The sequence below is a fragment of the Clostridium lapidicellarium genome (genome assembly GCF_041224415.1).
GTDB classification, from domain to species: domain Bacteria; phylum Bacillota; class Clostridia; order Clostridiales; family Clostridiaceae; genus Clostridium_B; species Clostridium_B lapidicellarium.
The window spans coordinates 13472-33950 of record NZ_JBGFFE010000003.1 but is presented as its reverse complement, the minus strand read 5'-3'; the positions used below and the strand labels follow the sequence as shown (position 1 = coordinate 33950).

The 20479-nt window shown below is 35.6% G+C and carries 17 protein-coding genes and 1 pseudogene; 4 read left to right on the top strand and 14 right to left on the bottom strand.

Annotated elements, in window-relative coordinates:
* Nucleotides 1-65: 65 nt before the first annotated feature.
* Nucleotides 66-3098 carry an AAA family ATPase gene (locus tag AB8S09_RS03765; protein WP_369868511.1) on the top strand — a complete coding sequence of 1011 codons (3033 nt, stop codon included), beginning with the start codon at nucleotides 66-68 and terminating at the stop codon, nucleotides 3096-3098.
* Nucleotides 3099-3146: 48 nt separating this feature from the next.
* Here AB8S09_RS03765 and ftcD read toward each other — a convergent pair whose 3' ends face one another.
* The 5 genes from ftcD to AB8S09_RS03740 all read right to left on the bottom strand — a co-directional run bounded on the left by ftcD (nucleotide 3147) and on the right by AB8S09_RS03740 (nucleotide 8057).
* Nucleotides 3147-4043 carry a glutamate formimidoyltransferase gene (gene ftcD / locus AB8S09_RS03760; RefSeq protein ID WP_369868510.1) on the bottom strand — a complete coding sequence of 299 codons (897 nt, stop codon included), beginning with the start codon at nucleotides 4041-4043 and terminating at the stop codon, nucleotides 3147-3149.
* A 73-nt stretch (nucleotides 4044-4116) separates the two neighbouring features.
* Nucleotides 4117-5007: a potassium channel family protein gene (locus AB8S09_RS03755; RefSeq protein WP_294182077.1), complete on the bottom strand. Its 891-nt coding sequence runs from the start codon at nucleotides 5005-5007 to the stop codon at nucleotides 4117-4119.
* A 182-nt stretch (nucleotides 5008-5189) separates the two neighbouring features.
* Complete coding sequence (locus tag AB8S09_RS03750) at nucleotides 5190-5540, bottom strand: carboxymuconolactone decarboxylase family protein (protein ID WP_294182078.1); 351 nt, start codon at nucleotides 5538-5540, stop codon at nucleotides 5190-5192.
* 78 nt (nucleotides 5541-5618) lie between these two features.
* Entirely contained in the window at nucleotides 5619-7034 is a 1416-nt protein-coding gene (gene cysS, locus AB8S09_RS03745; protein WP_294182079.1) for a cysteine--tRNA ligase, read from the bottom strand.
* Nucleotides 7035-7133: 99 nt separating this feature from the next.
* Entirely contained in the window at nucleotides 7134-8057 is a 924-nt protein-coding gene (locus AB8S09_RS03740; protein WP_294182080.1) for a patatin-like phospholipase family protein, read from the bottom strand.
* Nucleotides 8058-8202: 145 nt separating this feature from the next.
* On the opposite strand from AB8S09_RS03740, the gene AB8S09_RS03735 reads away from it, so the two are divergent.
* Nucleotides 8203-8568: a hypothetical protein gene (locus AB8S09_RS03735; protein WP_369868509.1), complete on the top strand. Its 366-nt coding sequence runs from the start codon at nucleotides 8203-8205 to the stop codon at nucleotides 8566-8568.
* Here the strand turns inward: AB8S09_RS03735 and AB8S09_RS03730 are convergent.
* The 7 genes from AB8S09_RS03730 to AB8S09_RS03700 form a co-directional block, all read right to left on the bottom strand.
* Nucleotides 8549-9511, bottom strand: coding sequence for an ROK family protein (locus tag AB8S09_RS03730; protein WP_294182082.1), 963 nt, complete (start codon nucleotides 9509-9511; stop codon nucleotides 8549-8551). The genes AB8S09_RS03735 and AB8S09_RS03730 overlap by 20 nt on opposite strands.
* 28 nt (nucleotides 9512-9539) lie before the next feature.
* Nucleotides 9540-10574 (bottom strand): methylcobamide:CoM methyltransferase MtbA, encoded by a 1035-nt coding sequence (locus tag AB8S09_RS03725; protein WP_369868507.1) that lies wholly within the window; start codon nucleotides 10572-10574, stop codon nucleotides 9540-9542.
* 11 nt (nucleotides 10575-10585) lie between these two features.
* Entirely contained in the window at nucleotides 10586-11665 is a 1080-nt protein-coding gene (locus AB8S09_RS03720; protein WP_294182084.1) for a uroporphyrinogen decarboxylase family protein, read from the bottom strand.
* On the bottom strand, nucleotides 11655-12341 hold the full coding sequence (locus tag AB8S09_RS03715) for a corrinoid protein (RefSeq protein ID WP_294182085.1): 687 nt from the start codon (nucleotides 12339-12341) through the stop codon (nucleotides 11655-11657). The genes AB8S09_RS03720 and AB8S09_RS03715 overlap by 11 nt, the downstream gene beginning before the upstream one ends.
* Nucleotides 12342-12368: 27 nt before the next feature.
* Complete coding sequence (locus AB8S09_RS03710; protein WP_294182086.1) at nucleotides 12369-13241, bottom strand: uroporphyrinogen decarboxylase family protein; 873 nt, start codon at nucleotides 13239-13241, stop codon at nucleotides 12369-12371.
* 19 nt (nucleotides 13242-13260) lie between these two features.
* A complete protein-coding gene (locus AB8S09_RS03705) occupies nucleotides 13261-14934 on the bottom strand; it encodes an ASKHA domain-containing protein (RefSeq protein WP_369868506.1) in 1674 nt (557 codons plus the stop codon).
* Between the two features lie 180 nt (nucleotides 14935-15114).
* The gene (locus AB8S09_RS03700) at nucleotides 15115-16398 is read right to left on the bottom strand and encodes a cation:dicarboxylate symporter family transporter (protein ID WP_369868505.1); all 1284 of its coding nucleotides are present in this window, start codon (nucleotides 16396-16398) and stop codon (nucleotides 15115-15117) included.
* 259 nt (nucleotides 16399-16657) lie between these two features.
* On the opposite strand from AB8S09_RS03700, the gene AB8S09_RS03695 reads away from it, so the two are divergent.
* Complete coding sequence (locus AB8S09_RS03695) at nucleotides 16658-17968, top strand: sensor histidine kinase (RefSeq protein WP_294182089.1); 1311 nt, start codon at nucleotides 16658-16660, stop codon at nucleotides 17966-17968.
* A complete protein-coding gene (locus AB8S09_RS03690; RefSeq protein ID WP_294182090.1) occupies nucleotides 17965-18882 on the top strand; it encodes a response regulator in 918 nt (305 codons plus the stop codon). The genes AB8S09_RS03695 and AB8S09_RS03690 overlap by 4 nt, the downstream gene beginning before the upstream one ends.
* A gap of 43 nt (nucleotides 18883-18925) precedes the next feature.
* Here AB8S09_RS03690 and AB8S09_RS03685 read toward each other — a convergent pair whose 3' ends face one another.
* Together AB8S09_RS03685 and feoB are read right to left on the bottom strand one after the other, a co-directional pair.
* Nucleotides 18926-19072 (bottom strand): FeoB-associated Cys-rich membrane protein, encoded by a 147-nt coding sequence (locus AB8S09_RS03685; protein ID WP_294182091.1) that lies wholly within the window; start codon nucleotides 19070-19072, stop codon nucleotides 18926-18928.
* A gap of 1 nt (nucleotide 19073) precedes the next feature.
* Nucleotides 19074-20438 (bottom strand): annotated as a pseudogene (feoB, locus tag AB8S09_RS03680) (ferrous iron transport protein B); the annotation flags it as partial.
* Nucleotides 20439-20479: the final 41 nt, after the last annotated feature.

Genomic DNA, 20479 nt, shown 5'->3' with positions numbered 1-20479 from the left:
TAATATATTTAAATAGTCTGCCTACTAAAAGGAAGGGATGTATAGTGAATATTATAAATATAAAAATGTTTGGTAATTTTGAAGTGAATATGAACCATGTAAAAATCCTATTTCCCTATAATAAAGCACAGGCTCTTTTTTGTTATTTAATTATAAATAAAGAATGTACAAGAGATAAACTGGCCGGCCTTTTCTGGCCCGAGGAAGAAGAAAGTAACGCTAAGAAAAATTTAAGAAATGCCCTGTATAAAATAAAAAAAACATTTAATTTTGAGGTATTGATATCGCCGAGGAAATCAACTGTCATGATAAATCCACACATAGTTATAAAATCTGACGTGATTGACTTTTTAGAAGATAAAAATGAAATCGGACTGTATACGGCACCTTTTTTATCCGGATTTTACGTAAAAAATGCGGAAAGTTTTCAAAATTGGCTGATTGAATACAGAGAATACCTGCAGCATATATATATACGGAGACTTAAGTCAAAAATATCCCTGGAGGAAAAAAACAAGAACTACGATAAAATTGAAAATTACTGTAGAATGCTCATAAGAACTGATGAATTTGATGAAGATTCCTACAGAAAATTAATGTACAGTTTAATGTACGAGGGCAAATTGAACAAAGCCGTTGAAACCTATAACAAACTCTCAGAAATTTTAAACAGTGAATTAAACATAGAACCTTCCAGAGAAACAAAAAAGTTATTCAAGGAAATTCTAAATAAAATAGGATACACACACAGCAACCTAAAGCATCAAAAATTTTTCTTTGGAAGACGCGGTGAATTAAAATTTCTCCAGACAAATTATTTTAAGTTCATCAACAACATAGAAACTAAATCTGTTTTAATATTGGGAGAGGCCGGCATCGGTAAAACGAAACTAAAGGAAAAATTCCTGGAAAATATAACTGGAAGCAGCATATATGTTTTTGAAACATGCTGTTATCAATTTGAAAAGGAATATATACTAAAGCCGTGGAATTCCATAATATCAAACCTGGCAAAAATAATCGAATCAGATAAAATAGCTCTGCCCCAGGGATATGAAAACATAATAGGCAGCTTTTTCCCACAATTTAGCAAAAACTGTTCCATTGATTCAAAACTTATAGAAAGCAACAACAGTTTAAAATACGAGGTCATTATAAATACCATAGAAAATGTTTTCAAAAATCTCGGCAGTAGGAAAAAAATTCTGCTTGTATTTGAAGACATCCAGTGGATCGATTCAATGAGTTTGTCACTTTTAGGCAGCATAATCTTAAGTAAAAATAAAAATATAATTTTGCTTGCCACCTCTAGAAAAGAAAGGAATGAAGAACTGGATAAATTTATTACTTCAATGAAAATGCATGACAAGATAAAAATCATTGAACTATACAGGCTCGGATTTAAAGAGACTGAAAATTTTATAAAACAAGCTCTTCCAAATCACAATCTGAGTAAAAAAATGGTCAAAAAAATTTATAATGAAACAGAAGGAAATCTATTTTTTTTAACTGAATACATGAATATAATAAAATCAAATGGAAATATAAATATAATGTCCTCAAAAATGCAGGACATACTAAAGAGCAGATATCTGGATGTATCTGAAAACGGAAGAAAAATTTTAAATATATGCTCTATGTTTTTCGATGAAACCCCTCTTTATATACTGGTAAAATTAATGCATAAAGACGAATTGGAAATAATGGACATGCTTCAGGAGCTGGAGGACAAATTTATACTTACAGAAGCCTTAGGTGAGAATAATATAAATTTAAAGTTCACTCACCAGAAATTAAGAGAGTTTATATATTCAAATCAATCTATGGCAAGGAAAAAAATACTGCACAACAAAATAGGAAATATCTTCGAAAAAAGCCTTTCCGGCAATAAAAACGATTTAAACATATATTACAAACTGATATACCATTTTTCAAATGCCGGCAATTATGTGAAAAAGCTTAAATATATAATGAAAAGTCTAAATGTATATCTTGGGTTCAGCCATGAACTTTTTCCGGTACTCTATTACAATAACACCAAATACAGCAGTTTGTATTTTAGCGATGAAAAGGCTCTAAACAGCATGAACAAAACAGAAAAGCTTTTGAATAAAATTAAAAGTCAAACCGATTCCAAAGAAACTACACTGCTGGAAATCACATTTCTTCACATGAAGGGAAGATATTTAATCCGGGTGGGAGAATACAAAGAAGGTACTTCAATAATAAAAAGCATGATAGATAAGGCACTTCAGATAGAAAATGTCAATTATGCCCTTGAAGGTTATAAACAGATGATCTACTACTGTATACAAACCTATGATGTAAAGGACATGATACTGTACGTAAATTTGGCACTTGATATTGCAGTATCTGAAGCCTATGAAGATGAAAAAGCCGTACTTTTCAGGTTAAAGGCACTTTACAACAATATGTGCGGAAATTACACAGAAGCGGAAAAGCTCTTGAATAAATCCATAGACATACTTGAAAGAAATGATTCGGTATCTGACAAATATGCACTGAACATAGCAGCCGCCTATAATTATATAGGTGAAATAAGAAGATATTCCACGAAGTTCCCGCAAGCTATAGACTACTATAATAAAGCCATTAAGATATGTGAGAAAAAAAAGATAACTTCAACCAGTGCAATATTCAATATCAATGCAGGTGAAGCAGCTTTTGACATGGGAAACTACACCCTTGCAAAGGAATATTTCAGCAGATCCCTCAAAATATACAACCACTTTGATTTGGTCTGGGGACGTTCCGTAGCGGAAGCTTTCATGTCCTTAATTAAAATAGATGAAGGAAATTTTGACGCGGCATTAAATTATTTAAAAGCCGCCCATACTCATTCAGAAATGTTAAAAAGCCCCCATGAAATAGGACTTGTATACAGCATTAAGGCATCAATCAGAATAAAAATGATGGAAAATAAAGGGTTAAATTCCATTTTTCAAAAATATCTCTGTCAAAATATAGACTATTACTGTAAAAGCGGTATTGAATATTTAAAAAGATCTCTGGATTATTATGAGATCGATGTGCTTTTAAAGCTAAAATCCAAAGCTGAAAGTACAGATATAAAGTAAGGATGATTTTCGGCAGCCGCTGAAAATCATCCTTATTAGAATACAGCTCTATTCATACAATCTGGATTCCAATACCTGACTCATGTCAAAATTCTCTATTTGAAGATAGTATTTTGCACAATCTATAAGAGCTTTCATTGGAACCAATCCTATGACCTCACTGCCTATTACAGGTACTCCATACCTTTTTGCCTCCATTTTGACCATTTCCTGTGCTGAATATACAGGTGTCTTTTCATAATTCACCAGATTCATGGATACCTGTACTATATTTCTTTCAGTCACCTTTACGCCCACAGCTTTAACGTACCTGAGGCCCCCTCCTATGTATCTAACTTTTCTCGCTATGGCATTTGCAATCCCTACATCATCAGTACCTAAATTTACATTATATGCCACAAGTGGAAGTCTTGTTCCTATAACTGTTGCCCCGCTTTTCACATTCATCTTCTGAGGTCCAAAATCCGGTTTCCACTCGGGCTTTTTTATTTTCTCGAAAAATCCCTCATACTGACCCTTCCTTATATCCGCTAAGTTTCTTCTCTCGGGACAGCTGGCAGCATCTTCATATAAATAAACAGGTATTGCCAGTTCAGTTCCCACTTTTTCACCCAATTTTCTTGAAATTTCCACGCATTCCTCCGTGGAAACATCCTTAATTGGTATAAAAGGTACCACATCCGTTGCACCCATCCTAGGATGCGCACCCTTATGTTTTCTCATGTCTATAAGTTCGGCTGCTTTCCTTATGAGATTAAAGGCAGCACTTTCCACCTTATCAGGTTCTCCCAAGAAAGTTACCACTGATCTATTATGATCTTTGTCCGAAGAATAATCCAGAAGTTTTACACCTTCAATTTTTCTAACCTCATCCACAATATTCTCAATTATTTTTACATTCCTGCCTTCACTAAAATTTGGAACACACTCCACTAATTTTGTCATCTTGACTTCCCCCTAAATTCTAATTTAAAGTCATTATAAATTAGCTGCATCTTTAAAACGTCTAAATGCATTTTCATCCCCGATTCCAGAACAGACATGATGCAAACATTCCAACTATAGTTACACCGGTTATAGTTTCAATCATAACCAAAATACGCACTATTGTGGAATTTGGTACAATGTCACCATATCCCAATGTAGTCATGGTCACTGCACTGAAATACATAAAATTCCACAGGGGGTATCTGAGTTTTTCATTCATTACCGACTTGAGTACCAAAGGGCTGTCGTCCAGAAATGATATGGAATTTTTAACAAGTTCCGGAAAATAAAAATTCAAGGGATAATAAAAATATCCGTTTCCGGGAAATCCACTGTAGAGTACCGGATATTCATTTACCCACATATATCGAGTGCATACCTTTTTAAAATCATTACTGAAACTTCTTGTATAAATCCTAAAACTTTTTAATTTTGGGTTCCCATCTATCTTATAAAAATCCACCTTTATTCTATAGCTGTCAAATCTTCCACTTATTTTATTGGGGCCTAAATTTTCCACGGCAATATGTGTGATTCCTTCATTTTTAAACAATAGATAATAATAATTGGCCCACTCTCCCCCCAGAACTTTTTCAAAAGAAAATACATTGACAAGAGGATTGGAATCATCTACAAACTCCAGTTTTGCAACAGGTCTTTTATATTCATTTGACAGCAATAAGCTTTTTATGCTGTTTTTGAGCTCACTGCTGCACATTTCAATATCCAGATCCCTTTCAAACATATTTATTTTCCTATCTATATTTATGTCATCCTGAAATATAAAAAATTCCCCATTTGACCGGTTTGCAATGTCCCAATAGACAATTCCAAAACAAAGCAAAACAATTATGTAGAATAAAGCTAAAAACAGTAAAATAGTTTTTTTCTTAATCTTATATACGTTAATAAACCATTTCATATTATAACCTCTGTATTAGTTATATTTATTTATACTTATATGAAAAGTTCATTATAACATTTTACAGTTATTTTTTATATATTTATATATCTGAAACAGGAATTCAGAATCAAAAAAGCACTGCCGCAGTACAGTCAAAATAACCTGACATCCGGCAGTGCTCTGCTATGTTCCAAAATTGTCTAACTGAAATCCGATTTAAACTCTTCAAGGGACTTTCTAAGAAGTGTAACTGAATAAGCCATGGAGGGTCCCCCACCAAAGGCCACAGCTACCATGGCAGCTTCCATTATCTCTTCAGGGGAAGCGCCTGCTTTAAGTGCCTTATAAGAGTGGCCCACAATGCAGTACTTGCACCTGTTATATATACCTATGGCCACACTTATAAGTTCCTTTGTCTTTACATCCAGGGACCCTTTTTTGAACAGAACTCCCATTGAGCTTGAAAAAGCCCCCATCTGTTCAGCATTGGTCTTGTTAAATTCAGCAAAGCCCTCATTACAATCTTTTAAAATTTCTCTCGGGTTTTCCACAAAAACATCTCCTCTTTTGAAACTGTAAATGGATTAACTCTCATATTATATCCAATGAAAAGCAAAATAATGTACTTTTTATCTTTTTACCCTCCACGTAGTTCCACTTTTCGAATCCAATATTTCTATACCCATATCACTGAGTTTATCCCTTATTTCATCAGCTTTAGACCAATTTTTATTATCCCTTGCTTCCTTTCTTTCAGTTATCAATCTATTTACTTCATCTTCATCTATACCTCTTAAATTCTGTTTGTCATCATATTTTAACAAATCCAGAGAAAATACAGTATCAAAGCTCTCTATTAATATCTTCTTTTCCCTGTTTGTAAGCTCATCATCCTTCATAACCTCAAATAGAACTGTAAATGCATTTGGCATATTTAAATCATCACATATCTGTTCCATAAATTTTGACTTGTAGCTGTCTATCAAGTTTTCATCTGCCCTTTCGCTTTCATCTACAGTTGAAATTATAGAAGCTATTTTTTCTTTTAACTTATTATAGGAAAGATGTGCCTGCTGGAGGGCATCATAATTGAATATCAGTTGTTTTCTATATCTCGACTGAAGGCAAAAGTATCTGTAATCCAAGGGTGAAAATCCTTTTTCTTCAAGTTTTGACAGTGTCAAAAATTCTCCACTCGACTTAGACATTTTTCCCGCATTTGTAACCAAAAATTCTCCGTGCATCCAGTAATTAACACATTTATGGCCCACCGCAGCTTCCGATTGAGCTATTTCATTGGTATGGTGTACCGGTATATGATCTACTCCACCACAATGTATATCTATTCTATCTCCAAGATATTTCAATGACATGGCAGAACATTCTATGTGCCATCCCGGAAATCCTCTTCCCCAGGGTGAATCCCACTGCATCACCTGGTTTTTAAACTTAGAATTTGTAAACCACAGTACAAAATCCAGCGGATTTTTTTTATTTTTATCAACTTCCACCCGGCTTCCAGCCTCGAGCTCTTCCATGCTCAAATGTGCAAGTTTATTATAGTCTTTAAATTTATCGATCGAATAATAAACATTGCCGTTTGACACATAAGTATATCCTTTTTTTTCTAATATCTTGATTAAATTTATCATATCCTGAATATGATCCGTTGCCCTGCAGACTACATCAGGCCTTCTTATATTAAGTTTCTTGCAGTCTTTAAAAAAAGCATCCTCGTAAAATTTTGCAATTTCCCATACAGTTTTATTTTCACGCTCCGCTCCTATCTGCATCTTGTCTTCTCCCGTATCTGCATCGGATTGTAAATGTCCAACGTCCGTTACATTCATAACATGTTTTACCCTGTAAGAATCATATTCAAGAGATTTTTTCAGTAGATCTTCAAATATATAGGTTCTTAAATTCCCTATATGAGCATAATTATAAACTGTAGGACCACAAGTATAAATTCCAACTTTTCCCATGCAAATGGGAATAAATTTTTCTTTTTTTCTACTCATAGTATTATAAATATAAAAATTCATACTTATCTCCCCTTATTACCGTAACCTTCTTTAGCATTACATATATATATTACCACATTATATATAAATATTACCACAATCGCAATATAATTCAACAATTTATTTTTCGGCCACATATTTTCTTATATATTTGTTGAAATCCCAGAGGTGTAAAAATCTCCGGGCACTTTTATAACCAGATTCGAATAGTTTCAATCTCATATCCCTGGATATATCAAACTCAGTCGTTCTTACGCCCAAGGTGGGAATAAACACCGTTCTCACCGCATATTTGTCCTTTACATAGACTTCCTCATCTTTGTCGAGCATTGTTCCCATTATATCAAAAAGATATGAAATAAAATCTTCTCTCTTTGAATTACTGCCCCTGCCTTCCTTCTCGGTCAATTTAAAACCTATAGTAGGCAAAGTTGGAACGTCTTTTGTATCGAATATCCATATTGGAAAATTACTAAGCAGTCCTCCATCGACTATATAGCTGCATTTATTTCCATAACGAAGTTTCACCGGTTTAAAATACAGCGGAATACTGATACTCATCCTCACTGCATCTGCTATTTTAAATTTCATAGGATTTATTCCATAGTTCACCAGATCATCCGGAAGTATGAGCATGGATTTTTTAGTTATATCAGAAGCTATTATTTTAAGGGGTGACTTATTGCCCGCACTTATGTCCTCAAAAGTTACCTTTCCCTTTCTCAATAAAAGCTCCTCAATATATCTTCCTACAGCCTTAGACGAGTATATACCTTTATCCTTGAAAAGTGAAATAGTATTTTTTAGCATGGAGATCTTCCAGATATCCCTTTTCTTGAAGAACATTTTTTGATCCAGGTTCATCATTATGTTCTTGAGATCTTCACCTCTATATCCCACAGCCAAAAGTGAAGCTATAATCGCCCCTGCAGAAGTTCCTGCAAATTCATTCCACCTGTACCCCATTTTTTCAAAATAACACACGGCACCTATGAGTCCTATTCCCTTTATACCCCCACCTTCAAATACAGCATTTGCCTTCAATAAAATCACCTCAATATATAGATATGAAAGCCAATAAAATAAGACACTCAAAATCAGGTGATTCTTGAATATTGAATAATTTTCATATAAGTGGGAAAAATAATTTCAATCTCAATATTTTGCTTTTACAGGGAGTGATTTTAAAATGAGAGTTGAAATTTATTATAATGGCCTAAAAAATGCAAACAATGCAGTGGAGAAATTAAAAAATGCAGGTTTTCCAAATGCCATGGTCGATTTAAACGACAATTACATAGATCTATACAACACGAATTCAAATTTAGAATCCGATATGAATTTTTCAAATGTGATAAATTCCAGAAAATTCACAAATGATTCATCTCAAAAAATGTCTATTTCAGGAAGTCCAATGTCGGGTGGATTTGGAAACTTAAGGGAGATTGAAAATACAAATTACAAAGTGGTCATAGATTCCGATTCATTCAATCTTCAAAAACTAAAAGAAGTCATAGGAGAAACTGGGGGACAGATCAGGGATCACACTTTCTAGATTGCAATATAACCAATGCAGCTGCCCCTATAACACCTGCATTGGTTCCAAGTTCTGCTCTGAGTATTTTGGTATTCTCACTTATAACCTTAAAGCATCTCTTTTCCACTACTTCCTTCACTTTATCAACAACTATATTGCCGCCTTCTGAAACGCCTCCGCCTATTATCAAAACTTCCGGATCAAAACAATTCATTACATTGGCCACACATATTCCCAAATAATTCAATGCCCTATCCAATACTTCCGCAGACTTGACATCTCCACAACCTGCTTCTTTAAAAACTTCCTTAGCAGTTATCCTTCCATATTTACGAAGAGATGTGGGTGCCCCGCTTTCTATAACCTTTTTTGCTTCCCTTGCAATTGCAGTACCTGAAGCCAGTACCTCTGCACACCCCCTGTTGCCGCAGTTGCAAATGGGACCGTCCTTTTCCAAAGTCATATGTCCAATTTCCAGGGCGTTTTGAGTATTTCCCCTATACAGTTTGCCGTTGAGCACCGCACCTGCACCTATCCCCGTAGAAACCGTAATAAATATCATGTTTTTGCTGCCTCTGCCCGCCCCGAACATGTATTCTCCCAATGCAGCAGCATTTGCATCGTTCTCCAGATAAACAGGCAGATCAAACACACTTTTTAACGGATTTACAATATTAAAGTTTTTAAAAGGCAAATTAGGAGTGCACAATATCTCGCCCTTAATTAAGTCAAGAGGTCCGGGAGCCCCGATTCCAATGCCTTTTATTTCCCTAATGTTCAATTCGCAGTTTTTCATCATATCTTTTACAAGGACTGTCACTGTATTTAATATGGCTTTTTCTCCTCTTTCCACATTAGTTGGAAGGATTTTATGATAAATTATTTTTCCACTCAAATTCACTAAAGCAGTGCTGATCTTCGTACCTCCTAGATCCACTCCAATTACAAATCTGCCTTTCAAATCAATACCTCCCAATTAAAGATTTCACTTATATAGTATACAGCTCCTTAAAATCCTTTGCAGTTTTCACCATAGCTTTTATATTTACAAGGGGCGTTCTAGGCCCTATTCCGCAAGCAGGTGACAGTATATCCACTCCCGATTTGATACAATTAAAACACATTTTCCTGATATCCTCCGGTCTCGCGTTTTCAAGAGAAAATGTACTCATATTTCCCATTATGGCTTTATCTTTTACATTGCTGCACATCTGCTTTATACTTGTAATCGAATCAAAACTTACAGCATTGCTGTGAAGTTCATTTAACTCAGAGTATATACTTTTCAATTTGCCGCATATATGTACTATGATGCCATATTCAGTGTATTTTTTCAAGGAATCTACAATTTTGTTCAAATAGGGAAGCGTAAAATTTCTGAAATTTTTAGGACCCATTATTTCTCCTGTACCGCTGGGATCCGATATGGTAAGTAAATCTGCACCGGCTTCAAGCTGTGCCCTCCCGAATTTCACAAGATTATCTACGATAAATTCCATAAATTCATGAGCTTTGTCTTTTTTTCTGATAATTTCTCTAAAAAATATTTCAGGTTCTACTAGAGAAGAGGCAACACTTACCGGACCTGTCAAATTTGCCATGATAGGTACAGGCAAATTCTTTTCCTTCAGAATCTTTATGGCCTCCAAGACCACTTTAGGTCTCCCGCTGTTTATATCTATATCCCTCAACTTATGCCAATCTTCTACTGAATTTATGGGATATCCGACAATCCTAGGTTCATTTATCTTGCCGCCCAATGAGACTTTCGCTCCCATAGCTTCCGCCTCTACAGTCATACAAAATGGAACTCCAACATTTTCAAATCCTCCGTATTTGTAAATTCCGGCTGCAAGTCCTGCCATGTACTTTTCATCTATATGTGCTCTCGGCCAGCTGTATCCAGTTAAATCCATAATTTCACTAATTGCCATATTCATCATTCCACCAGGACATATACAAGGCGGTCTGTCAACTTTATGTCCTTCTAAAACCATTTTCAAACGTTTTTTTGGAGTCAACATATAAAAAACACCTACTTTACCTTCATATTTTCCAATTTTTCCTCATCTACAGGATAACCTATCTCTCTGACAGTATCCATCATAGTTTGTATATTCTCAAAAGGTGTCTCCACCGGAAGGCTGCATCCGGACATAACCACATAACCTTTCGAAGTATTGTACCCTTCTTTTACAGCTTCTACAACTGCATTTCTTATATCCTTTTTAGTCCCTGCATACATTATACCGGAGGGATCTACATTCCCAAGTATCTTCATCCTGTCTCCAATAGTTTCACTACATTCTGCAAGACTCACTACATTGTCCATGCTAAAACCCGTAACTCCATCCTCTGCCATATCTCCAACATCATTCCATATCTTTTTCGTATTTCCACATATATGAAGTATACAGCCAGAGCCCTTTGATTTTATAAATCCAACAAGTTCCCTCAAATACGGTGCACAAAATTCTCTAAAATGTTTTGGATTTACCACGGTGCAGGAAGCCAAAGGCTCCGATATAGTCGGCGTGAGACCGTTTTCTATAATAATTTTGGTATATTCTATACAGTTTTCAAGAGATATCCTGCATAATTTATGCACTGCCTCGGGATTTTTCAACAAAAGTCTGGTCATTTTATCCACTCCTATTAAAAAGAAAGCATTTGAAAAAGGACCAACTATGCCGCCTGAACAGGGAACTTCTTCTCCAATCTCATCTACCAGGTATTTCATGGCTTCTATAAAAACCGGAAGCCTACCGTCTTTATATGGGTTTGCTACTCTAAGCTTATCTATATCTTTAACATCCTCTATAGCCGGCTCGAGCAAATCTGCTGTATTATCCTCAGGGAGCACCAGTTTTGCCCCCATGGCTTCAGCCCAAACATAAAGATCGGTAAATACCCTTACACTGTCCATGCCAAATCTCCTGTAAGAAGCTATCTGGGCTTCAGCTATAGCTTTTCCACTTGTATTGAAGTCAGATATCCTGCAGCCATAGACACGGGCAACTCCATTTGCTATATTTGGATTGCAGGGCAGCCTGTCAACTTCTTCTCCCTTCGCCAGGGCTTCAGCTCTCTCTTTGGGAGTCATTTTATCTTTCACTTAAAACACCGCCTTTTGACAGGGAAGATTTTGATTCAAACAATTTTCTTGCTGTCTTAGCAGCCTTTGATGCATCCGTAGTATATATATCAGCTCCTATTTTGTCTGCAAAACTCTGCGAAATAGGTCCTCCACCTACCATGACCTTTACTTTGTCCCTTATACCTTCACTTTTCAACAATTTTATAACTTGATCCATACCGTCCATAGTGGTGGTCATAAGAGTGGATAAAGCTATTATATCAGCCCCAACCTCTTTTGTTTTACTTACAAAATCCGCAGGTGGTACATCCCTTCCCAAATCTATAACTTCAAACCCCTCGGTTTCCATCATTATCTTTACAAGGTTTTTACCTATATCATGTGTATCTCCCTCTACAACTCCTATTACAACTTTATGTTTATTATTTTCCTCATTTTTATCAAGGTGCGGTCTCAATACACCAAGACCTGCATACATGGCATCTGAACACATCAAAAGTTCCGGTATATAGTACTCCTCCTGCTCGTATAAAATTCCTGCCCTGTTCATGCCGTCAGATAACCCCTTGTCTATGGCATCATAAGCTTTTAAGCCCTCCTGCACCCATTTTTGGGATGCTTTTACCGCCTTTTCTTCCTCCATATCCACTACAGAATTTGACAGTTCCTTTAATAAGTCTTCTTTAATGCTCATTCATATCCTCTCCCTTAAATCTATTTATTATAAATTTATCTTCCAAATTATAGGTTCTTTCATTTTAACTGAAGTTTTTCTCATACAATTATGTCCTACTATTTTTATATCCTTCCTATTTTCTATTATGTAATTGAGCGCCTCTCCATAGGTAATTCCATTTTCAACCTCAACAGGCTGTGATGTTACAAATCCTCCATTGTCCATGGAACTTGAAGTAATGCCGCAGAAATGTACAATTGCACCTTGTAATTTGGGATATAATCTTTTCAAAACTTCATAACTATATCTTCCGCTGTAATTTTTATATACCCTGGGTCCCAATATATCTAAAGTTCCTGCTGAATCGCCAAATGAAATTATATTTGCCCCACTTTTAATTCCAGCTTCCGCAAAGGCAACTATACCGTCTATGATCACCTCCATAAAGTCATCTACCAAAGTTTTATCTTTTCTAATAGCTTTATAAAATGTTCTCGGATCTGTCAATGAACTCATTATGGTAAAAGGTCCCTGGACAGCCAATGCAGTTTTTTCCCCGCTGCTGCTTAAAATTTTTACAGCCTTCAATACCTGGCTAATCCTTCCTTTATTTAAATCAATAGGTTTTATCTTTTCAAAATCCTCCATATTTTTAAATACATAATTTGAAACTCTGGGTCCTTTTTTCATATCGCCCATTTTTATGTCCGCCCCGAAGGCCTCTGCCTCTACAGTCATACAAAAGGGAACCATGGACATAGTATCTCTATCGCATATCCTTACAGCCTTCGCAAGTTTGGCCATGTCTTCACCGCTGTAGTGTACTTCTGGAAAGCTGACACCGCTCTTTTGTACTGCTTCTTCAGTTATGTCGTCATAATTATCATTCACACATTTAAAATCAATGGTATATTCCATAAAACCACCCCCAAAATTTCTAAAAATTCAATGCTTTTATAAAATAGTCCTGGAAATCATCTTTTAAAGACAGCTCCACTACATCTATACTCTTTCTTATTTCATTCATTTTATGAAGCTTGTCTTTATTTACGATGGCCATTCTTGCACCTTCTACAGAGGAGTTTCCCACAAAGCTTATGTTTCCTCTAAATCCCTTTGGAATAAGTCCTATTTTCTTTATGCTCTCTGCATTAATATGATAACCAAAAGCACCTGCTATAACTATTTCCTCTATATTCTTTATATCTATGTCCATTTCTTTTAAAAGCATTTCCATGCCCGAACATATGGCCCCTTTTGCCAGCTGAATTTGTCTTATGTCTCTCTGGGATATAAATACTCTGTCTGTTATATAGAATTTTTTTCCAGAAAGCCTGTCTCTGATTTTTTCCGGAAGCGTCCTGTTAAATCTACCGGTTTTAGTTATTATACCCCTTTCCAAAAAAGCTGCCCCGATGTCCAAGAGTGCACTGCCACAAATTCCCGATGCCTCTTTATTCCCTATAGTAGTGTAATTTATCCCATAATTCTCATTTATATTGAAATTATCTATGGCACCCTGTTCGGCCCTCATTCCACAGTCGATATTCATCCCCTCAAGTGCCGGCCCTGCAGCTGTGGAACAAGCTACCATTTTTCCGCCATATACAGCAACTATTTCTCCATTGGTCCCAATATCTATGAATAAGGACGGGGCAGTTTTCCTATAAAAATCCACAGCTACAATTCCCGAGATTATATCTGCACCTATATATGGCGAAGCCGAGGGGAGAACTGTCACAAATCCCCGCCCGTTTATATGTATATCAAGCTCTCCTGCCTTTAAATTCAGCATATTCAAAAATACGGCTTTATAGGGAAACACAGCTATTGAATCGGCTTTGACTCCTAAAAACAAATGAAGCATCGTAGTATTAGCAGCTATTGAAACCCTGTAGATTTCATTCCTTTTATAATTTTTACCTACAAGCTCTCCAATCATGTAATCGATTTTTTCTCTTATACACCTGCTTAAGACTTCACTTCCGCCTTCATTTTCCATGGAATAATTTATCCTTGAAATCACATCTCCCCCATATTTCGTCTGTGGATTCAACCCCGAAACTCTTTTTAACACCCGTCCATCTTCCAAATCTATCAGATAAGCAGATATACCAGTAGTTCCTATATCCACAGCAGCCCCTAAAATATTTCCCAAACGTTCACCTACATCCAGCAGAACATTCTTAAACAAAATTCCCTCAATTTTATCTGAACCCTTTTTCTTCAACAGCCCCAATTTTTTTAAAACCTCCAAATCATTTACTTCATAATCAGAAATAGAAGTTATTGAAATTTTTTTAAATTCACTTTTAATCTCTACATTTTTACAATATCCCCTATTTACAGTTTTCAAACCACTTCCCTTTTGAAAGAGTCTAACACTTACGTCACCCTCAATTTTGGCCATACAAGACAATCTGACATTTTCCCCCTTTGCCAGATCATATTCCTCCACAGTCTTAGGACTCAGTTTACCAAAGGCCATAATCTTGCACTTTCCACATTTTCCAGAACCACCGCAAAAAGTTTCCACATTAAGACCTGCTTCCCTTATACAGTCCAAAAGTCTTGTACCTTTTTTTACATAAGTCTTCATATTTTTATTCAAAAAAGTAACACAGCACATTTTCCTACTCCTCTAAAATCTTTAAACTATTTATTTTACAACAATATTGTATCATAGATATAATCGATATGCCGATTCATATAAATTATCATCAAATACTCATCTATAACAAAAAGATATAAAAGTGAGAACCAAATTTTCTTATTCCCACTTTTATATCTTTTAGGCGGTTATTTTGTCATTTAAAATACTCTTATAGTAATTATCCCCTTTTTCACTGTCATATTTATGCTCCCAATTGGAAACAAATATACTTGCAAGAGAATTTCCCAAAACATTTACCACAGTTCGGGCCATGTCCAAAAGACGATCAATTCCAGCTATAAAAGCAAGCCCTTCTGCGGGAAGACCTACCGCACCCAATGTGGCCAGCAAAACTACAAAAGAAGCTCCAGGTACGCCCGCTATGCCTTTCGAAGTTATCATAAGCACCACTATCAAACTTATCTGGGCTCCAATTGAAAGATGTATTCCATAGAGCTGTGCTATAAATAAAGCCGCAATGGACTCATATAGAGTGGAACCGTCCAAGTTGAATGTATAGCCTGTTGGAATTACAAAGGAAACTATGGCATCCGGGCACCCATATTTCTGCATTTTTTTCATTATTCTAGGAAGAACTGCCTCCGAACTGGCTGTACTAAAAGCAAGGATAATTTCGTCTTTTAATATCCTTATCAATTTAAATATACTGTTACCTACAATTTTTGCCGCTATGCCCATAAATATCAATATAAACAGAATCATGGCTGAATAAACCACCAGCATTAATTTTCCAAGAGGTAAAAGTGATTTAAGCCCGAAGTTACATACAGTAACCCCAATAAGTGCAAATACACCAATAGGAGCGGTTTTCATAATTGTGTTCGTTACCCAGAACATGGCATCCGCCGTACCTTGAAAAAATTTCAACAAAGGCTTGCCCTTTTCTCCAATAGAAGAAATGCCAAGTCCGAACATAACGGAAAAGAATATGATAGGAAGCATGTCTCCCTTGCTTAGAGACTCTGCAATATTGCTTGGAACTATATTGATTATAGTATCCACAAATCCCTTATTGGTAGCTTTTTTGGCAGTATCCACATAACTGCTGATACTTGTTTTGGAAAGTGAACTCATGTCAACTCCCGTGCCCGGATGAAATACATTTCCAATTATAATTCCCACAATCAAGGCAATAGTAGTCATGACCTCAAAATACACTATTGTCTTCAATGCAAGAACACCTATCTTTTTCAAATCACCCACCCCGGCAACACCTACTATAAGGCAGGACACTACAATTGGAATAACTATCATCTTGATCAGCCTTATAAATATAGTCCCAAAGGGCTGTAAAATCTTGCTCACATTTGGATTTCCATAGAACACGGCTCCAACTACCACTCCAAGAACAAGACCTATGAGAATTTGAGTGGCCAGTCCACCTTTAAGCCTTTTCTTCATTTAAATTTCCCCCCAGCTTCTTGTCAAAACCATACAAGTTTTTTGAAAAACATTTCTTTGTTATATATTACATGCTATATATTACACGACAGTATACAAAAAAATATAATATTATACTTCAATATACACAAAAATTTTTATAATTTTATAATTAATGAATACAATATCACATATTATTTCATGTTCTCCAAATATCAATCACATTTTTATGTTATAATATTTTATATTCCAAAGATATATCAAAGAGGTGAATATCTACTTGAGAAACAGTGCAAATGTAAAAAATGACTTATATATTCTAATTCTAATGGCATTTTCACTGCCGATAATAAGCGAGCTGAAATTTTACCCATTTCATGACACCTTCCGTATAAGCTTTAGCTCTGCAGTATTTTTATTTTTTCTGCTGTGGGTAAAGAAGATACCCCTAGTTTTATATGGAATAGTCATTGGAGCATCTACTGTTATATTTAGAATTACAATTGATTTTATTTTTAAAAGTGGGTTTCAATTTTACAGTGATTTTTTATTACATTTTCCGGCTTTTTTTTATTATCTTGTTTTTTCATATTTACTATATATTACGAAAGTCAACAGCTTTCACAATAATCCAATTTTAATAGGAATACTTGCCACTTTTACAGATATTTCCTCTTCCATTGTGGAACTTTTAATAAGGTTTTTAGTGCTGAAAAACCCGATCTCCATATTTACTCTGGGTCTAATATGTATTATTTCCACTGTCAGAAGTTTCTTTGTTCTTGGATTTTTCAATATAGTAGAATTAAATCAGGTTAAGGATTTCGCCAGACGAAAAGAAGAAAAAAACAGATACATGCTTTTGTTAATATCAAATTTATATGCCGAATCCCTTCAATTGAAAAATTCATTATCCTACGCTGAAAATATTACAAAAAATTGTTATAATCTATATGAAAGCCTTCAGCACAACCACCTTTCCAAATTTGATCCGAAAAAATTGTCACAAAAATTACTGGAAATTGCAGGTCAGGTACATGAAATAAAAAAAGACAACCAGAGAATATACGCAGGTCTTTCTAAAATGATTTCCTCTGAGGATTCGAAAGATTATATGGATATAAGTGAGATTGCCGATATAATAGTTGAAACAAATAAAAAATATTCTCTATCACTCGGAAAACAAATTGAATTTTTCAAGGATATATCTTCAAATATACCTGAACTTCACAGCTATACTGTGATGTCGATTATAAACAATTTGGTGTCAAATTCAGTTGAAGCCATAGAAAAAACCGGTATTATAAAAATCAGCATATACAGAAAATACGATTCAATGGTATTTAAAATAAAGGACAATGGTACCGGAATACCGGAAAAAAAGCGGGAACTCATCTTCAAACCGGGATATACGACAAAATACAATGAATTTGGAGAACCTTCTACTGGCATAGGCCTCTCTTATGTAAAAAACACAGTTGCAAATTTAAATGGCAGGGTACTTTTAAACAGTGAAGGCAACTGCAGTGAAACTATTTTCACTATTGAAATTCCCTTAAAAAGCTTAATGAAAAAGGAAGTGAGAAAATGAATTTTTTTATTGTAGATGACGACGATGCCATCCGTTCAATGCTAAGAGAAATTATAGAAGATAACAACTTGGGAAATGTAGTAGGTGAAGCAAAAAATGGGATTTCAATAAAAAGCAGTCTTTTGAATTCCAAGAATATACATGTATTGATAATAGATCTTTTAATGCCAATTAAAGACGGCCTACAAATTATGAGTGAACTCAGTTCATCTTTTAAAGGAAAATTCATAATGATCTCACAGGTAGAGGACAAGGAAATGATAGGCAAAGCTTATTCCCTGGGGGTGCAGTATTATATAACCAAACCTTTAAACAGAATTGAAGTGGTGGAAGTAATAAAAAGAGTTATTTCAAATATAAAACTTGAAAAATCTATAAATCATATCCAGGATACAATAAACTTTCTGAAAACAGGTACTCAAAATAAAATTCCGGAAAGCAAAACTATTGCAGAATACAGTGCATCCATTTTGAGCAAATTGGGAATAATAGGTGAAAGCGGCAGCAATGATCTGATATCCATGGTAAAATATATATACAGCCGTGAAAATCATATACCATCTGAAAAATTCTTTCCACCCCTCAAGGAATTGTTTACACACGCCGCAGAGGAGAAATTAGGTGAAAAATCAAATGTTCCAATTATAAAAAAAGAAGTCAGGGCATCTCAGCAAAGAATAAGAAGGGCAGTTATGCAGGCATTAAATTATATAGCTTCTCTGGGACTAACCGATTATTCCAATCCAAAATTTGAAAAATATGCCGCCGAGTATTTTGATTTTACCGAAGTTAGAAAAAAAATGCTTGAATTACAGAAAAATACTCCTTCAAGCACCCCAATTCATATAAATGTCAAGAAATTCATAAAGGTATTATACCTGGAATCGAAAAAATATTTTGAAGATAATTTATAATAAAAGGGACACCGAAATCAACTCGATGTCCCTTTTATCTTGCCTACTTATTTATAGGTTTGCTGCTGCATCCAGGGCAGCTAGAGCAGCCGCAGCTGCATCCGCCGCCTTTTTTATGAGCTCTATAGGTCTTATATGCAGAAAATCCAATGATGCTAAACAATACTATCGAAACTATAACCGTTGACACATTATACCACCTCTTTTTCTCTTATAGAGTCTCCCCTAAACTGATTGGCATGCCTTTCACTGTAAGGCTTTCTAAACAGCAGATAAAGAAGTCCGACAATCAAGAGAATAGCTACTGCCGTGCCAATTCCAAATCCCTTTCCTGTAACAAATGAGCCAATCTGAAATATAATCAAGGATATAATATATGCAAACACACACTGATATCCTATTGAAAAAGATGTCCATTTTCTTGAGTTCATCTCCGTACGAACTGCACCCATTGCAGCAAAGCAAGGAGCACACAGCAGATTGAAAATCAAAAGGGAATACCCGCCAAGCAAAGAGAATGATGACTGGAGGCTTCCCCACATCTGTGCGCCATTTTCAGCAACTTCAGAAAATCCATAAAGTATCCCGAAAGTTCCAACTACATTTTCCTTTGCCATCAGCCCGGTTATGGAAGCTACTGCCGCTTTCCAATTATCCCATCCAAGCGGGGCAAATATAGGTGCAATCACATGACCCAGGCTGGCAAGTATGGACTGTTCCATGTCAACTGCCTGCATCCTCCAGTTAAAGGAGCTCAGGAACCAGACGAGCACTGTGGCAAGAAGTATTACAGTACCGGCTTTTTTTATAAATGCCTTGCAGCGTTCCCACATATGTGTCAAAACACCTCTTACGCCTGGTACGTGATAAGGTGGAAGCTCCATTATGAAAGGCGCCGGATCTCCCGAAAAGAGCTTCGTTTTTTTAAGAATAATACCTGAAATAATAATTGCGGCAATTCCAACAAAATATGCAGATGTTGCAACCCATGCAGCTCCATGGAAAAGTGCACCTGAAATAAGTGCAATAATTGGAATCTTAGCACTGCAGGGAATAAAAGTAGTTACGATAATAGTCATCCTTCTATCCTTTTCATTTTCAATGGTTCTGGTTGACATGATCCCGGGTACGCCGCAGCCCGTTCCAATTAGAATTGGAATAAAAGATTTCCCTGAAAGTCCAAATCTTCTAAACAGTCTGTCCATTATGAAGGCAATACGCGACATATAACCGCAGTCCTCCAGTATGGCAAGACACAAAAACAACATTGCCATCTGAGGTACAAATCCGAGCACTGCACCTACTCCGGCGATAATACCATCTAGAATAAATGAATTCAACCAGTCGGCAGTTCCTAAGCTGTTTAAAATCCACTGAACATTATTGGGTACAAAATCTCCGAATAAATTGTCATTTACCCAGTCGGTCATGGCACCTCCCACTGTCGAAATGGAAATATAATAAACTAAAAACATGATACCCACAAAAATAGGTAGGGCCAGGATTCTATTGGTCACAATCTTATCAATTTTATCGGACATGGTAACTTTGACTTTTAGTAAATAATTGTTTATGTAAAGCTAAATGAATATATTAG

Excerpts from the sequence above, each read along its gene's own strand:
- cysS (WP_294182079.1), bottom strand. The coding sequence starts at position 7,034 with ATGAATTTTTATATTTATAATACTATGAGTAGAAAAAAAGAAAAATTT.
- AB8S09_RS03710 (WP_294182086.1), bottom strand. The coding sequence starts at position 13,241 with ATGGAATATACCATTGATTTTAAATGTGTGAATGATAATTATGACGAC.
- ftcD (WP_369868510.1), bottom strand. The coding sequence starts at position 4,043 with ATGACAAAATTAGTGGAGTGTGTTCCAAATTTTAGTGAAGGCAGGAAT.
- AB8S09_RS03765 (WP_369868511.1), top strand. The coding sequence starts at position 66 with ATGTTTGGTAATTTTGAAGTGAATATGAACCATGTAAAAATCCTATTT.
- AB8S09_RS03715 (WP_294182085.1), bottom strand. The coding sequence starts at position 12,341 with ATGAGCATTAAAGAAGACTTATTAAAGGAACTGTCAAATTCTGTAGTG.
- AB8S09_RS03700 (WP_369868505.1), bottom strand. The coding sequence starts at position 16,398 with ATGAAGAAAAGGCTTAAAGGTGGACTGGCCACTCAAATTCTCATAGGT.
- AB8S09_RS03690 (WP_294182090.1), top strand. The coding sequence starts at position 17,965 with ATGAATTTTTTTATTGTAGATGACGACGATGCCATCCGTTCAATGCTA.
- AB8S09_RS03725 (WP_369868507.1), bottom strand. The coding sequence starts at position 10,574 with ATGTTGACTCCAAAAAAACGTTTGAAAATGGTTTTAGAAGGACATAAA.
- AB8S09_RS03735 (WP_369868509.1), top strand. The coding sequence starts at position 8,203 with ATGAGAGTTGAAATTTATTATAATGGCCTAAAAAATGCAAACAATGCA.
- AB8S09_RS03755 (WP_294182077.1), bottom strand. The coding sequence starts at position 5,007 with ATGAAATGGTTTATTAACGTATATAAGATTAAGAAAAAAACTATTTTA.